The sequence below is a fragment of the Nocardia sp. NPDC004123 genome (genome assembly GCF_053603795.1).
Genome location: NZ_JBSGGG010000011.1, coordinates 251,433 through 266,057, shown reverse-complemented (window position 1 = coordinate 266,057; position 14,625 = coordinate 251,433). Strand labels below are relative to the sequence as shown.

The 14,625-nt window shown below is 67.9% G+C and carries 15 protein-coding genes; 10 read left to right on the top strand and 5 right to left on the bottom strand.

Annotated features, from left to right (window positions below; translation table 11 throughout):
• Window positions 1-188 precede the first annotated feature (188 nt).
• Window positions 189-593: a hypothetical protein gene (locus tag ACWEQQ_RS18355; RefSeq protein WP_452348994.1), complete on the top strand. Its 405-nt coding sequence runs from the start codon at window positions 189-191 to the stop codon at window positions 591-593.
• Window positions 594-833: 240 nt separating this feature from the next.
• Here ACWEQQ_RS18355 and ACWEQQ_RS18350 read toward each other — a convergent pair whose 3' ends face one another.
• The 3 genes from ACWEQQ_RS18350 to ACWEQQ_RS18340 all read right to left on the bottom strand — a co-directional run bounded on the left by ACWEQQ_RS18350 (window position 834) and on the right by ACWEQQ_RS18340 (window position 3,103).
• Window positions 834-1,217 carry an aromatic-ring hydroxylase C-terminal domain-containing protein gene (locus tag ACWEQQ_RS18350; protein WP_452348993.1) on the bottom strand — a complete coding sequence of 128 codons (384 nt, stop codon included), beginning with the start codon at window positions 1,215-1,217 and terminating at the stop codon, window positions 834-836.
• Window positions 1,192-2,349: an FAD-dependent monooxygenase gene (locus ACWEQQ_RS18345; protein WP_452348992.1), complete on the bottom strand. Its 1,158-nt coding sequence runs from the start codon at window positions 2,347-2,349 to the stop codon at window positions 1,192-1,194. The genes ACWEQQ_RS18350 and ACWEQQ_RS18345 overlap by 26 nt, the downstream gene beginning before the upstream one ends.
• Window positions 2,350-2,623: 274 nt before the next feature.
• The gene (locus tag ACWEQQ_RS18340) at window positions 2,624-3,103 is read right to left on the bottom strand and encodes an HIT family protein (RefSeq protein WP_452348991.1); all 480 of its coding nucleotides are present in this window, start codon (window positions 3,101-3,103) and stop codon (window positions 2,624-2,626) included.
• Between ACWEQQ_RS18340 and ACWEQQ_RS18335 the strand changes: the two genes are divergently transcribed.
• From ACWEQQ_RS18335 to ACWEQQ_RS18295, 9 genes are all read left to right on the top strand, one after another.
• On the top strand, window positions 3,092-3,700 hold the full coding sequence (locus ACWEQQ_RS18335; protein WP_452348990.1) for a nuclear transport factor 2 family protein: 609 nt from the start codon (window positions 3,092-3,094) through the stop codon (window positions 3,698-3,700). The two genes, ACWEQQ_RS18340 and ACWEQQ_RS18335, sit on opposite strands and share 12 nt — an antisense overlap.
• A 333-nt stretch (window positions 3,701-4,033) precedes the next feature.
• Window positions 4,034-5,485 carry an amidase gene (locus ACWEQQ_RS18330; RefSeq protein WP_452348989.1) on the top strand — a complete coding sequence of 484 codons (1,452 nt, stop codon included), beginning with the start codon at window positions 4,034-4,036 and terminating at the stop codon, window positions 5,483-5,485.
• 168 nt (window positions 5,486-5,653) lie between these two features.
• On the top strand, window positions 5,654-6,574 hold the full coding sequence (locus ACWEQQ_RS18325) for an alpha/beta hydrolase (protein ID WP_452348988.1): 921 nt from the start codon (window positions 5,654-5,656) through the stop codon (window positions 6,572-6,574).
• A gap of 96 nt (window positions 6,575-6,670) precedes the next feature.
• Window positions 6,671-7,366, top strand: coding sequence for an LmeA family phospholipid-binding protein (locus ACWEQQ_RS18320; RefSeq protein ID WP_452345487.1), 696 nt, complete (start codon window positions 6,671-6,673; stop codon window positions 7,364-7,366).
• Window positions 7,367-7,454: 88 nt separating this feature from the next.
• The gene (locus ACWEQQ_RS18315) at window positions 7,455-7,889 is read left to right on the top strand and encodes a DoxX family protein (protein WP_452345486.1); all 435 of its coding nucleotides are present in this window, start codon (window positions 7,455-7,457) and stop codon (window positions 7,887-7,889) included.
• Between the two features lie 49 nt (window positions 7,890-7,938).
• On the top strand, window positions 7,939-8,481 hold the full coding sequence (locus tag ACWEQQ_RS18310; protein WP_452348987.1) for a dihydrofolate reductase family protein: 543 nt from the start codon (window positions 7,939-7,941) through the stop codon (window positions 8,479-8,481).
• Between the two features lie 71 nt (window positions 8,482-8,552).
• Window positions 8,553-10,250: a protein kinase domain-containing protein gene (locus ACWEQQ_RS18305; RefSeq protein ID WP_452348986.1), complete on the top strand. Its 1,698-nt coding sequence runs from the start codon at window positions 8,553-8,555 to the stop codon at window positions 10,248-10,250.
• 186 nt (window positions 10,251-10,436) lie between these two features.
• Entirely contained in the window at window positions 10,437-11,789 is a 1,353-nt protein-coding gene (locus ACWEQQ_RS18300; RefSeq protein ID WP_452348985.1) for a polysaccharide pyruvyl transferase family protein, read from the top strand.
• Window positions 11,786-12,625, top strand: a complete 840-nt coding sequence (locus ACWEQQ_RS18295; protein ID WP_452348984.1) for a glycosyltransferase family 2 protein — start codon at window positions 11,786-11,788, stop codon at window positions 12,623-12,625. Before ACWEQQ_RS18300 ends, ACWEQQ_RS18295 begins: the two co-directional genes overlap by 4 nt.
• A 6-nt stretch (window positions 12,626-12,631) precedes the next feature.
• On the opposite strand, the gene ACWEQQ_RS18290 is transcribed toward ACWEQQ_RS18295, so the two are convergent.
• Window positions 12,632-13,255: an MspA family porin gene (locus tag ACWEQQ_RS18290; RefSeq protein ID WP_354850530.1), complete on the bottom strand. Its 624-nt coding sequence runs from the start codon at window positions 13,253-13,255 to the stop codon at window positions 12,632-12,634.
• A 240-nt stretch (window positions 13,256-13,495) separates the two neighbouring features.
• Window positions 13,496-14,614 carry a transferase gene (locus ACWEQQ_RS18285; protein WP_452348983.1) on the bottom strand — a complete coding sequence of 373 codons (1,119 nt, stop codon included), beginning with the start codon at window positions 14,612-14,614 and terminating at the stop codon, window positions 13,496-13,498.
• Between the last annotated feature and the right edge of the window lie 11 nt (window positions 14,615-14,625).

Sequence of the window (14,625 nt, the reverse complement as noted above, 5' to 3'; positions counted from 1 at the left end):
AATCGGCCCGACCATCGAGACGCGAATCGGACGGATCATCGAGGCGCGAATCGGACGGATCATCCCCGCGCGGAATCGGCCGGACTTTGTGTCAGCGCAGGTGTCAGGCCGGTATCAGCTGGACGTCAGCCGCCCCCGCGAAAGTAATTCACGTCAACAACACCGCAACTCGAACCGAGGAGCCCACCATGACCGCCACCCTCACCGCCCAGGACAGGCAGACCCTCCGCACCGCCGCCTACGGCGCCGTCTCCCTGATCTCGGCCGCCGACGCCGCCGGCGGCTCGCCCCACAAGGCCGCCACCGCCGGCAGCATCGCCCTCGGCTCCGCGACCGGCCTGGTCGGCCACATCCTCGCCGAGAAGTCCACCGGCGTCCGCCTCGAGTCCAAATCCGTAGCCGCCCTGGCCGACCAGGTCCTCCCCGCCCTCACCGCAGCAATGACCCTGCTGACCAACCACTCCCCGGCCGAGGCCGCCAACTTCCGCACTACCGTCCTCGTCGCCATCGAAGCCGCCACCCACAAAACCGGATCCACCCCGACCGTCACCGACATGACCCGCAAGATCACCGCAGCTCTCGACGCCGCCTGACCACATGCCCCCGGGGCCACCCTCACGGGTGTGACTCGCAGCGATGGGTGGCGTTGTTTTCGCAGCGTCAGCTGGCGCCGATGACCGGGGCGGTGCGTACTTCGCCGACTCGTCTCCGGAGACCGCCGGATGCCGGTAAGCTCGCCGGCCGGCTGACTTCCTGGTGCCGGAATCCGCTGTGCAGGGCCGGGAATCGCATGCTGGTCAGCCGTTGCGGGGCTGACCAGCAGGCGTCGGGGACTACCCGACGGCGGCCGTCAGGGGTGCGCCGAACCAAGCGGCGAGCGCTTCGCGCAGCGTGGACGCGGCAGCCTCGGCGGGTTCGTCGATGGCCGCGACCCAGGCGATATGCCCGTCCGGGCGGATCAGCAGCGCGTCGGCGGGCCGCTGATCCGTTGTGGCGGTGTGGATCTCGACCCGATCGTGCCAGCCTTCGGCGATCTCGCGTAGTTCCGGACGATCGGTGAGCACCAGCAGGATCGGGCGGGCGGTGCGCATGAGCTGGGCGACGCTGCTCGCACCCCGTTCGGTGTCCAGTGCGAGATCCGGTGCGAACGTACCGATCAGCGCATGGTCACCGGCCCCCGGGTACCGGGTGTCATTGGCCGCGATCAGGTCGCCCACCCGCCGCAGCGGCTGCTCGTCGGCGGCCAATTCCTGGAACAGCGCCCGCAGCGCTTCGGCCGCCGCATCCAGCCCGCGCCGCAACGCCACCTGCGCCCGGGCGTGCAGTCGCGCCCGCGAACCAGCGTAGTGCCGCTCGTCGTGATAGGTGTCCAGCAGCCCCTCCGGTGCCCAGCTTCCACGCCAGGTTCACGGTGTCGAGCATGCCCGCGTTCAGCGCGATACCCGTGGCCGGGAACAGGTGCGCCGCATCCCCCGCCACCAGAATCCGCCCGGCCCGATACTGCTCGGCCTGGCGATCCTTGAACGTGAACCGCGACAACCGCTTCGCGTCCTTCATCGGGATCTCGGCGCCCAGCACCCGGTGAATACTGGCCTGCAGTTCATCCATATCCATCGGCACGTCATCGTCGTATTCGACGGACTCGTCCTCGGTGGTCGACAGATGCAGCACCCCATCAGGTGTGGCCGCGAACGCCAGCTGACCGTTGTCGGTCCGGGTGAATCCCGCCGCGACCCTGCCGAATCCGGGCACCTCGAGATCACCGTTCTCGTGCACGGTCACCTCGTCGCCCACCGAAACCTGTGACAGCCGCACCACATCCGGATAAGTCGTGCCCGAGAACGCGATCCCCGCCATATCCCGAATCCGGCTGCGCCCGCCATCGCAAGCCACCAGATACCGCGCGGTCACGGTGTAGGCCCCCTCCGGCCCGCTCACCTCCGCGGTCACCGAATCCTCGTCCTGCCGCACCCCATTCACCTGATGCCCCCGGCGAACTTCCGCACCGAGTTCATCCGCCCGCTCGGCCAGCAGCCGCTCGATCTCCATCTGCGCCATGGGCAGCACCTTCATCGGCGCCTCCCCCATCCGCGTGAAGTCCAAATGCATCCCGCCGAACGGCAACCGCAACGGCGGATAAGGATCCGCACTCGCAGCCTCGAACCGCTCCAGCAACCCGCGATACCGCAGCAGATCCAGAATCCGCCCCCCGATCCCACTGGCCTTCGGAACATCCCAGAGTTGCGGTTGCCGCTCCAACACCAGCGGCCGCACCCCGGCCAGCCGCAGTTCACCGGCCAGCATCAGCCCGGTAGGCCCGGCGCCGACGATGATCACGTCGGTGTCCATCACTCGCACTCCACTCTCCTGTTCCGCATTCTCAACTACGAGGAGCGATTCTCCGGCAGGCGTTCTCCGACAAGGACCCGAGCCCGGGAAGCCGCGGTTGCGGTAGCTGGTCTACCGGCGCCGCGCCCGGCAAACTCCGTGGTTGGGCTAGACGCCGCATCGCGAGTGTGAAGACGGGTGTCTCCCCGGGCGACGCTTTCATCATCGAGTTCAACGAAACCGACTGAACGGAACGAACAGTCGGCGACCTGGCGACCGCACCGAACCGGCGGAGTCAGGTGCTGGGTGACGAGTCGAAGTAGTTGCGGAGCCGGTCGGCGTAGATCCATCGTTGTTCGCCGGTTGCGTACCCAGGCAGCGGGTGTGACCCATAGAGGTTGTCGGCGTCATATCGGGGGAAGACGTGGACGTGGTAGTGCCACACGCCCTGGCCGCCGCCGGGTTCATTGTGCTGGCGAGTGGATACTCCGTCGCAACCGTAGATGGCGCGCATCGCAATGGCGATCTCGCGGACAACGTCATGGACGGCGTGGCCGTATTCCGGTGGCAGGTCGTACAGGTTCTCGTGATGAGCGTTCGGTATGACCAGGACGTGTCCGCGGTTGTTCGGCCACCACCGGGCTGCGGTGAAGGCGGTGGCACGGTCGGTGCGCAGCACGATGTCTCGCGGGCTGTCGAGTGGGGTCTCGCCACCGGTGAGAAGGAAACAGAATGGGCAGTCGTAGCCGGAAGGTTCGTGATTGTGCACGGTCATTCGACCTTACCGCATGATTCGCACCAGATGCATTGCCGCCCAATCCATCCGCTTGCGGCATCCAGTTCGACCGGCCGGATGATGCTGTCGTTTTTCCGCCAGCTCGCCTCGATGTGCGGCTATATGGTGCGGTTCATGACACTCGACAGCAGGAACGTCGTTCAGGCCGCCTGGCGAGCGTTCGCCGGCCATGATGCCGAACAGATCGCGGCATTCTTCACCACCGACGCGGAGTGGCTGGCGCCGTCCGGCAACGCGACCGCGGTCGCGCTGAACGCCCCCAGTCACATGGTCGGACGCGAGGCCATCACGCAGTTCATCGCGCACGATTTCCCTCGATTGTTCGTCGGCGATGTCGTGGTGGAATTCCATGGCTTCTACTCCGATGGTGACCGCGTGATCGTGGAGGAGACGATGAGCGCCACGCTGGCGAACGGGAATCGATACAGCAACGACTACTGTTTCGTGTTCGAGTTGCGCGACGGTCTGATCCACCGGATTCGGGAGTACATGGATACCGCACGCGGTCATCGGGATGTCTTCGGTGATTCGGGAACTGCTGCCAACGGCACAACTCCATCGGCAGTCGCCAGCTGATATCCACTTGAATTCAGTTGAGTCGGTGGCCCCGGCGTCGGTAGTGCGACAGGCGAGCCTGGTGCTGCCGGCGCTGTCGCCATCGCCAGGGCTACACGGAACGTATGCCGCGACATGGCCGCAGCGCGGAGCAGGGGATTGAGACATCTATCTGGTTGTGTGACGCGGTATTCCATGCCCCGCACCAGGGGGAACAGTCCATCGCGGACACCGTGACCTGCGGTGGGCCGCGATCGACAACCGGGCGAGGTCTGTCGTGGCGGACTCTTCCGCGGATCGTGGGGCGGCGAAAGTCGGGTCGAGGGACCGGCGCACGGCGGTAGGGTCGGGTTCATGGAGTGGAGTTTTCGTGCGGCGGAAGAGCTTTCGGCGGCAATGCGCGCTGGTGAGGTGACCTCGGTGCAGCTGACCGAGGAGGCGATTGCGCGGATCGAGCGGGACGACAAGGCGATCAATGCGATTTGTGTGCCGGACTTCGAGCGGGCGCGGGCTGCGGCGCGTCGGGCTGATGAGGCGCGCGAGCGGGGTGAGGACAAGCCGCTGCTCGGGATTCCGGTGACGGTCAAAGAGTCCTACAACATGGCTGGGCTGCCGACGACCTGGGGCATGCCTGCGTTCCGGGATTATGTGCCGGCCGAGGACGCGGTGCAGGTGTCACGGCTCGAGGCTGCCGGTGCGGTGATGCTGGGTAAGACCAATGTGCCGTTCATGTTGCAGGATCTGCAGAGCTTCAACGAGATCTATGGCACCACCAACAACCCGTGGGATCACGGGCGTTCGCCGGGTGGTTCTTCCGGTGGATCGGCGGCGGCCCTGGCGGCCGGGTTCGGCGCGCTGTCGATCGGGTCCGATATCGGTGGTTCACTGCGCACTCCGGCGCATTTCTGCGGCGTATACGCACACAAGCCGACCCTCGGGTTGGCGGCGACCCGCGGTATGGTGCCGCCGCCGGCACCGGCGCTGCCGGCCGAGATCGATCTCGCCGTCGTCGGTCCGATGGCGCGCACCGCCCGCGACCTCTCGCTGCTGCTCGACGTCATGGCCGGACCGGATCCGCTGACCCTCGGTGTCGCATACGAAGTGGCTCTGCCGCCCGCCCGCCACCAGAAGCTGTCGGACTTCCGCGTCCTGATCATCGACGAGCACCCGCTGATTCCAACGGGCTCGGCCGTGCGGGCCGGGGTGAATCGAGTCGCCGACGCGCTCACCGCCGAGGGGGCTCGCGTCGAACGGCACAGTCCGCTGCTGCCCGATCTCACCGAAGCCGCGACCCTCTATACGCAGCTGCTGGTTTCGAACCTCGCGGCGCGCATGCCGGCGGAGCAGTACGAGCAGGTGCGGGCGGTCGCCGCCGGACTGCCCGCGGACGCAGAGGGTTCCGAGGTGGCCTGGGTGCGCGGCGCCGTCTTCAGCCACCGCGAATGGATCGAGGCGAATACCCGACGCGAATTCCACCGCCAGACCTGGCGGCAGCTCTTCGGCGAGTTCGATGTCGTCGTGTGTCCGATCACGCCGACTCCCGCGTTCCCGCACGACCACAGTGCCGATATGCGGGACCGGCGGATCGACATCGACGGCGTCGCACACCCATTCGGCGACCAGCTCGTCTGGGCGGGGGTGGCAACCATGCCCGGCCTGCCGGCCACCGCCATCCCGACCGGTCTCTCACCCGAGGGGCTCCCGGTGGGCGTTCAGCTCATCGGCCCGATGTTCGAGGACCGCACCCCACTGCGGCTGGCCGAACTGCTCGAAGAGAAGATCGGCGGCTTCCAGCAACCGCAGTAGGGCCACATTCGGTGCGGCGCACAACCAAACGTTGTGGGCGGCAGGTGGATTGGTTGTTTGATGTCCGGTGCCTCGCCTGATTGCATCGTCATAGCCGATGCGAGGGTGTTCGGATGCGGCGATGCGTCGCTGACATCCACGCGGTACCGGGCTGGGAACAGGAGAAACGTGGAAATCGGACTCACGCGGCTGATCGATGAGGAACTCGGCATTCATGTCGCGGAATGCCGGCGGCTCAACGCGGCCTCGAAACCCGTTGCCGGCCCGGCCACCTTCGAGGAGCTCCTCGAGGTGCGGGACAGACAGGCCATGTCCCTCTCCCACTCGAGCACCAGGGCTACCGAGCACGTCGCCGAGACGGGCGGCCGTCGAGTCCCGGTGCGGATCACGGTCCCCCGAGACACCGACATCCGAGCCGCCTATCTCGACATCCACGCGGGGGGCTTCTATCTCGGCTCGGCGGCCGGCGAGGATGCCCGCAATGCTCGCCTTGCCGACGCCCTCGGGGTAGCCGTGGTGAGCGTCGACTACCGCCTGGCGCCGGAGCATCCCTGGCCCGCCGCCCCCGACGACTGCGAAACCGCCGCGCTCTGGCTCCTGGAACAGGCGGAATCATTGTTCGGGACAACGGATCTGGCGATCGGCGGAGCATCCGCGGGATCCACCCTGGTCATGACGACCCTGTTACGACTGCGCGACCGAGGCCTGGGCGATCGGTTCGCCGGTGCCGTCCTGCAGTTCGGCGCCTACGACCTCAGCGGGCGATCTCCCGGCGGCAGACTCTACGCCGACGAGTACTTCATCCAGGCCTACGCCGGCCACATCTCCGACCGCACCAACCCGGACATATCGCCCCTCTATGGCAACCTCGCCGACCTGCCCCCGACGCTCCTGATGGTCGGCTCTCTGGATCTCCTCCTCGAAGACAACCTGGCCATGGCAGGCCGTCTCTCCGCAGCGGGAAACGACGTGGATATCCGCGTCTACCCCGAGTCCTCCCACGCCTTCACCTCCCGCCCGACCGGCATGGCCACCGCCGCCCTCCGCGACGCCGAGTCATGGCTTACCCAACGCCTCACGAGGAAATAACCGGTCGTCGCCCTACGCGGGACCCGGTCGCGAGTCGGAGGCGGCGGATGGTCGCGATCGACAGCATGATGGTGGGATGGCTGAGCGGGTGAGTGCATGCGTGCGTTGCTGATGTTGGTGGTTGTGCTGGCGATTGCGCTGGTGGTGGGCGACCGGGTCGGGGTTGTGGTGGCACAGAACGAGATCGGGCGCCAGATTGCTGCCGAGTACAACCTTCCGCAGCAGCCGCGCGTGGAGATCGGCGGCTTCCCGTTTCTGACGCAGGCCGTCGACGGCAATTTCCATGACATCGATATCAAGGTCGGCGACTGGAGTGGACAGCAGATTTCTGTTCACAATCTCGATGTCAGCCTGACCGATGTATCGGCGCCACTGAGCGACGTGGTGCACGGCCGCACCTCGAATCTGGTTGCCGCGACGGCGACCGCGACGGCTCTGGTTCCGTACGACACCGTGCAGACTTTTGCCCCGGAGGGGGTGCAGTCGATCTCCTATGCTCCGGATGGACTGCGCGTCACGGGAACGTTTTCGGTGGAGGGTCTTTCGGTGCCCGCGACGGTCGTCGTCACCGTCGCGCCGACCGAGGACGGCATCGTGGTCACTCCGGTCTCGGTCCAGGCCGCGGCCGGCGGCCCGACGATTCCCCTGGCCCTGCTGCAGCAAAATCTCACCTTCACCGTGCCTTTGCAGCGGCTGCCGCTGGGCGCGCAGCTGACGTCCATCCAACCGAGCGCCGGCGGCTTGCAGGTGACCGCCATCGCCCACACCGTGCGCTTCTCCGACCTGTCGTAAGAAAACTCGCACCGGGTGCGGTCACATTTCCCGCGTGCCGATGGTCGAGGAGATGACACCGAAGAGTGCATCCCGACAGGAGAAGACCATGGCCACCATCACGCAGCAGATCCCGACCCGGACCGTCCCGGCCGCGCGGGGCCGGATTCGGACGTACGCCTACTGGGCGTGCACGGTGAGTCTGGCGTTCATGATGGTCAGCGGCGCCTACGGCGAGTACACCCAGCAGTACGGGACCCAGGAAACCCACACGATTCTGGGGTATCCCACCTACTTCCTCACTCTCATCGCAACGTGGAAACTGCTGGGCAGCGCCGCGATTCTGGTTCCCGGCTTCCCGCGATTGAAGGAATGGGCCTATGCCGGAATGTTCTTCAACATGACCGGAGCCTTCATCTCGCACCTGGTCGAGCGCGATTACGGCGCCGCAGGTATGCATCTGACCGTCACCGCCGGCATCGTGGCGCTGGTCCTCGCGTCGTGGGCGCTGCGGCCCGCGGACCGCAGGCTCCCGCGCCGATAGGACCGGCCGCCGCCGATGAGTTTGCGCCTCCCGACCCGTCTCCACTCCCATGACTCAGGTTCTGTGGCACATCACGATGTCGGTGGACGGGTTCATCGCACCGGAGGACGACTCCACCGGGTGGATGTTCGGGCACGGCGCGGCGGGCCCGCTCGGGGTGGAGGCGATGCGGCGGACCGGGGCCGTCCTGTCCGGGCGACGCGGATACGACCTGGGCAACAGGCCCGGGACCGGCGATCGGAAACTGTACGGCGGCATGTGGTCCGGGCCGATATTCGTGCTCACCCATCGGCCCGGGGAGGCGCCGCACGATCCCGATGTCACCTTCCTGTCCTGCGGAGTCGCGGCGGCGGTCGCCACGGCGAAAGCCGCGGCGGGGAAAGGTGACCTCGGGATCTTCGGCGCGAATCTGGCCCGGCAGTGCCTCGAGGCCGGGCTCGTGGACGAGATCGTGATGCACATCGTGCCGATCCTGCTCGGTAGCGGAGTGGCACTGTTCGAAGGAACCGCGCCGGTTCGGTTGCGCAAGCTGCACTGCGACGACTCCGGCCAGATCACCGATCTCCGATTCCAGGTCGAGCCCGCCGATTAACGCCGGCGCCGCGCCGCCTGATCTGGGTTACGGTGATCGGCGGGCACGACGTGGTCGGAGGTAGGCAGGCTGTGGGGCGGACACTCGCGCAGGGGCAGGTTTTCGCGGGGTACACCGTTGAACGGCTGCTCGGGGTGGGCGGGATGGGGGAGGTCTATCTCGCGAAGGACAAGGATCTGCCACGCTCGGTGGCCTTGAAGCTCTTGGCTTCCGGCAAGGCCGACGACCCCGAGGTGCGGGCGCGCTTCCTGCGGGAGGCCGATACCGCTGCGCGGCTGTCGCATCCGAACATCGTCGCGGTGTACGCGCGCGGCAATGACGACCACCGGCTCTGGATGGCCATGCAATACGTCGAGGGCACCGATGTGTCGGCGATCGTGCGGGAGGGCCCGGTCCGGCCCGATCACACGGTGCGCATCATCGGGGAGACCGCGCGGGCACTGGACCACGCACATCGCGCCGGCGTCCTGCACCGGGACGTGAAACCGGCCAATATCCTGCTGGCCTGGGGCCCGGAGCAACGGGTGTACCTGGCGGACTTCGGCATTGCGAAGGCCGTCGACCAGACCGGCGCGCTGACCCGGACCGGCGAAATGTACGCCAGCTTCCAGTACGCCGCACCCGAACAGTTCGAACTGCGCAGCGACACCGACCATCGGGCGGACGTCTACGCTCTGGGCTGCACGCTGTTCCACATGCTCACGGGCCGGCTGCCGTATCCGGGCGAGAGCACGGCACAGCTGGTGGCGGCTCATCTCGGCGCCGAGATTCCCCGGCCGAGCCTGGTGCACTCCGGCGTTCCCGCCGCGTTCGACGCGGTCATCGACCGGGCGCTGGCCAAGAACCGGGACGAGCGCTTCGGCAGCTGCGGGGAACTGGCCGCGGCCGCCGAGCAAGCGCTCACGGCCAGCACGGGCCCCTGGGGGCCGGGGTTCCGCCAGGATGGATCCGCTGAGCAAGGCGGCCTGTCGCCGAATCCCGCTGTGGCGCAGTCCCGGATGGGCTTCGACCCGAGCAAGTTCACCGGCGCGACCACCAAACCCAGCTTGCCCACCCAGCCCGCGCCGGCCTCGTACGGTGAGCTGCCGACCCAGATCAATGCGCAGCGTCCCCAGTTCGCGGCGCCGCAGACCCAGATCAATCCTCAGCAGGTCCCGCTCACCGCGCCGCCACTGCAGTACGGCCCGGCCGGTAGCGGCCCGCATCCCGTCGACGCCACCCCTGCCACACCCGCCTCGCCTCGCCGCCGCGTCCCCAAGGTTCTCCTCGGCGCCTTCCTGGCCGCGCTCCTGCTCGCCGGCGGTCTGGGTGTCGGATTCGGAACGGGCGCAATCCATTTCGGTAATGGAGGGGGCCGTTCCATCTCCCAGCCGCCGGCAGCCGGTGACGCCTCCCAGGCCGCCGCCACCAAGGCCGCTTGCGAATACGCCGAACTCATGACCACCTACGACTACAGCAACGGTGACGACTGGCAGTCGAAGGTGATCGCGGGCGCGACCGGCACCTGGAAATCCGAAGCCGAGACGCTACTGCCGACCATCCGTGTGTTGCTGGAGTCGGATTCCGAGCACACTCGGGCCGCCGACGCGGCTTGCACGGTGACCTCGGGCCGCAACACTCATTACGATCTGGCCGTCGACGTCACCCAGATCAACTCCACTCAAGGCAAGGCGGACACCACCAATCACCAGAAGATCACCCTGTCCATGGAGTACGTGGACGGCAAGTGGCTGTGCAGCAATCTGGTGAGCCCCCTGTTCCCCAGCTGACCGGTCGCTGCCGCCGCGCCGATGATCCTGTCACTGAAACGATTTCGCATTCCGGGACCCCCGCTCCGTATGGCGCGAAGCACTGGACGTGCGATAGATTCGCTGCGGATTCGTGCTCGGACCGGGCGTCGGAAGGAATCGAGCGTGGGGAACTCTGGCGCGGGGGATGGTGCCGGGAAAATAAGGGTGCTCGTCGACAATGGCGAGTACTGGTTACGCAATCGCGGCGACATCGCCATGATGGTGATGACCGTCGAACGCCTACGGGAACACTGGCCGCACGCCCGCATCGGCATGCTCACCGACGAACCCCACATTCTGCGCGGCGTGCTGCCGCAGGCCGAACCCGTGCCGGCCCACACCGGCGGGCACTGGGGCCGGAGCGGTCTCGCGGGCCGGCTGGAGGAGGCCGCCGGGGTCCACCTGCTCGGCCCCGCCGCCATGCGCTGGCGCTCCGCCACGGAGGTGCCCAAGCACTATCTGCGCGGCGCCAAGAACTGGGCGCGCAAGGAGGTCCGCGTCCTCGCCACGGGCGACCGGGAACCCGAACCCGCCGGCATGCCCGACCTGCCGCCGGTGCCCGCCGCCCTCGCCGACGCGGACCTGGTCATCGCCCAGGGCGGCGGCTACATGACCGATGTCGACCTCTACCAGGCCCATCGCACCCTCAACCTGCTGGAAGCCGCACAGCGCCAAGGCATTCCGAACGTCATGATCGGCCAGGGCCTGGGCCCCATGCGCGATGCGCACCTGCTGCGCCGCGCGGCCGAGGTACTGCCGGGCGCCGACCTCATCGCCCTGCGCGAGGGCCGGCGCGGCCCCAAGCTGCTGGCCGAACTCGGCGTCGCCGCCGAGAAGATCGTGGTCACCGGCGACGACGCGGTGGAGTTCGCCTACCGGCTGCGGCGGCCCGGCATCGGCACCGATCTCGGTCTGTGCCTGCGCATTTCGGATTACTCCAAGGTGAGCGACTCGGCCCGCGACACCCTCGGCGTGGTGGTGCGCCGCGAGGCCGCCGAGCTGAACACCGCGCTGGCCCCGCTCATCATCTCCGAATACGACGACGAGGACCGCCGTCACACACTGCCGCTGCTCACGGGCGCGGCGAGCACCCGGCCCGTCATCGGGCGCGCGGGCACCGCGCAGGACGTGGCGCGTCAGGTCTCGCGCTGCCGGGTGCTGGTGACCAGCGCCTACCACCTCGCGGTTTTCGCACTCTCCCAGGGCATTCCGGCCGTGGCTGTAACGGCGTCGCAGTACTACGACGACAAATTCTATGGGTTGGCCGACATGTTCGGCGCGGGCGCGGCCGGGGCCGGTCTGCGCATCGTGCACCTGGACGTGGACAACCTCGACGCCGAACTGTCACGTGCGATTCGCCAGCTGTGGGAATCCGCGCCGGAACTGCGGGATACGCTGCAGCAGAGGGCAGTTGAACAGATCGACGCCGGCCGCGCGGGTCTGGATCGGGTGTACGGGCTCGTGGCAGGAGGTGAGGGCGCACCCGGCGAACCAGCCGAACCAGTTCAGGGGGAATGATGAAGAACCTTTCGGTGTGCGTCCCGGCCTACAATTCCGGCCGCACCCTGGAGACGACGCTGCGCTCGATTCTGGACCAGGACACCGATATCGAGGTACTCGTCCTGGACAATGCCAGTTCCGACGACACCGGCGCCATCGCGAAATCCTTCGACGACCCGCGGGTGCACGTGCACCGCAACGAGGACACCCTGCCCATCGGCGAGAACTGGAACAAGGCCGTCTCGCTGACCTCGGGCCGCTTCGTGAAGGTCGTCTGCGCCGACGACATCCTGCTGCCCGGCTCTCTCGACAAGCAGCTGGAGATCATGGGCGACAACGGCATCGCCATCTGCTCGTCCAAATTCCAGGTCATCGACGAGCACGGCGCGGTCGAGGAGACCGACCTGGGCCTGCCCAACCTGCTGGGCCGCCGCAATGTCCGGGCCCTCATGCGGACCATCGTGCACCGCGGCCCCGCCGACTTCGGCCCCACCGCGGCGGCGCTCTTCCGCCGTCAGGACTTCGACCGGGTGGGCGGCTTCCGCGGCGATCTGGTCTTCCCGATGGACGTGGATCTCTTCGCCCGCGTATGCGTCTTCGGCGACTTCTACGGCATGCCGGAAATCCTGGCCGCCTGGCGCAATTCGAGTTTCAACCTGTGCAGCCAGACCTCGACGGTCAGCAAGCTGACCGAGATGCTGCGCTTCCATCACCGCCTGGGCGCGGAGTACCCGCAGTACGTCGGCCGCGGCGCGGTGCTCGGCGGCGACTGGCGGCTGGCGCGCGCCGCCGCCGAACGGGTGCGGGTCCGGACGGTCGCGACCGCATCGCGCCGCCCGGACCTGCTGCACTGACCGCCGCTAGATGCTCGACAGCGGCCCGTAGGCGACAACGGTGTCGCCGCTGCTGCTCACCAGCCGCACGAACGGCCGGATGGTGGTGGTGCCCAGCACCCCGGACACGGTGCCGTGGAAGCCGGACATGGTGATGCAGCCCTCGGTGCCGGACACATCGCCGCCGGCGGCGTCCACCGACTGGATGCCCGGGCCGAAGCCGACGTCGAGGGTCACGCCCAGCGTCGGAATCAGATTGAAGACATCGGCTTTGGGGTCATTGCCGATCTCGAGCTCGAGGCCGGGAGTCTGGTACTGGAATTCCAGCTTGCCCGACAGCGTGGCCGGATAGCCGACCTGGTAGCCGAGGGTGATGTGGCCGGTCCACGGGTCGCCGGCCGGGAGGTCGACCTTGAAGCATGCCTTCCCGCTGTGGAACCACTCCCGGGTGAGTGGGTTGCCGTCCAGCGGCGGCACGAAATCGATCTTGGTATCGGCGGAGATGGCCTGGACCGTCCGACCATGCTGGTCGACGATCGAATTGGCGGCGTCGACGGCGGCCGACGAGGCGCCGCCGCTCAGAACCAGGCCGATGGTGCCCGCTACCGCGACGGTCGCGGTGCGAGAGAGCGCAGTCGTGTTGTTGCGCATGATGAATCCCATTCCCTCATCAGGTGTTGCTGCGTATTGCCTACGCGTGTTTGATGATTCCCCAGTGTTGTGGAACGCGAGACGCCGTCCCCCGTCCCCTCGGCCGATGATCGACCCCCACGCTGAGACTATCCCACTCGATTACCCTGCGTGTGGCCGCGATCCCATGATCGGTATCACAGGCCGACGTGGTGCGTGCCCGGCGGATTCATGCGCGTGCCGGGCGAGATTTGCTGACTTTCATAGCGATTCGGTCACGTCGATCACCCACTTCCCGTGAAGTTCGGGCCACCGGGACGAGACCTCCGGCAACATATCGGGCAAAGTCAGCAGGACCCGATCCGGCTGCGCGGCAACGAGTTCCGCCGGAGACAGGATCGGGATGTCGGTACCGGGCATGCGGCGGCCCTGCTTGCCCGGGGAGGCATCGGCCACCCCGGCCAGCAGGCCGCGATGCGCGCCCGCCAGATGCAGCAGCGCGACCGCGCGCGAGGCCGCCCCGTATGCGTAAATGGTTCTACCGGAGGCACGTTCGGACTCCAGCCAGGCGCGCAGGGACCGGACCTGCTGGTCGGCGGCGTGCTGAAGCCCACGCACCACCACCGGGTCCGCCACCGCCGCCTCCGCGGCGAGGATCCGCGCAATGGCGGGGTCGGGGGCGGCGGGCGCGTGCACGGCCGCCACCAGTACCGTGCCGCCGTAGAGCGGGAACTCCCATGCGGTCACCGCCACCAGCCCGGCCGGGCGCAGCAGGCCCTGTAGCGAAGCCATCGTGTAGTAGGCGAAATGCCCGTGCCGCAACGCATTCCACTGTCCCTCGCGCACGATGGCGTGCAAGGAGTGGAACTGCAGCAGCAACACCCCGCCCGGCGCGGTGGCCGCCGCGCGCTGCGCGAAGGCGGCCCGCTGATCGGGCTCGTGCATGATGCCGAAGCAGTCGATCACCACATCGGCGGTCCGCTCGGTCACCCGGTACCCGCGCTCGGTCAGCAGCGGCAGCCAGCTGCCGCCGTGCGGGCTGCCGAACTCCCGCACCGTCCCGCCGCCGGGCAGCCGGCCCGCCGCGGCCACCCGGGCCACCGCGTCCGCCGCCTGATCCCGCAGTGCCTGCGGCTCCACGCCGCGCGGTTCGGCGGTGACGGTGTCGTCCTCGGCCAGTTGCGCCAGCCCGCACACGGCGCACAGGTCCATGGCCAGCGGATGCGCCGCCTCGGCCGCCGGGCTACTTCCTTCGCGATACCGGCCCGCCGAGGCGAGACTCGGAAAGTCGTCTGCCGCAGGCATTTTCCCGAGATCCAGCACCCGGGCCAGCGGGCCCAGCCCGCAGCCGCGACACCCGTACCGGGGTTCGCCGCTCATGGCACGATGAC

What these genes read in the sequence shown, in the direction of transcription:
- ACWEQQ_RS18345 (WP_452348992.1), bottom strand. Translation starts at nt 2,349, where the DNA reads ATGGACACCGACGTGATCATCGTCGGCGCCGGGCCTACCGGGCTGATG.
- ACWEQQ_RS18295 (WP_452348984.1), top strand. Translation starts at nt 11,786, where the DNA reads ATGATGAAGAACCTTTCGGTGTGCGTCCCGGCCTACAATTCCGGCCGC.
- ACWEQQ_RS18315 (WP_452345486.1), top strand. Translation starts at nt 7,455, where the DNA reads ATGGCCACCATCACGCAGCAGATCCCGACCCGGACCGTCCCGGCCGCG.
- ACWEQQ_RS18290 (WP_354850530.1), bottom strand. Translation starts at nt 13,255, where the DNA reads ATGCGCAACAACACGACTGCGCTCTCTCGCACCGCGACCGTCGCGGTA.
- ACWEQQ_RS18320 (WP_452345487.1), top strand. Translation starts at nt 6,671, where the DNA reads ATGCGTGCGTTGCTGATGTTGGTGGTTGTGCTGGCGATTGCGCTGGTG.
- ACWEQQ_RS18285 (WP_452348983.1), bottom strand. Translation starts at nt 14,614, where the DNA reads ATGAGCGGCGAACCCCGGTACGGGTGTCGCGGCTGCGGGCTGGGCCCG.
- ACWEQQ_RS18330 (WP_452348989.1), top strand. Translation starts at nt 4,034, where the DNA reads ATGGAGTGGAGTTTTCGTGCGGCGGAAGAGCTTTCGGCGGCAATGCGC.
- ACWEQQ_RS18310 (WP_452348987.1), top strand. Translation starts at nt 7,939, where the DNA reads ATGACTCAGGTTCTGTGGCACATCACGATGTCGGTGGACGGGTTCATC.
- ACWEQQ_RS18340 (WP_452348991.1), bottom strand. Translation starts at nt 3,103, where the DNA reads ATGACCGTGCACAATCACGAACCTTCCGGCTACGACTGCCCATTCTGT.
- ACWEQQ_RS18355 (WP_452348994.1), top strand. Translation starts at nt 189, where the DNA reads ATGACCGCCACCCTCACCGCCCAGGACAGGCAGACCCTCCGCACCGCC.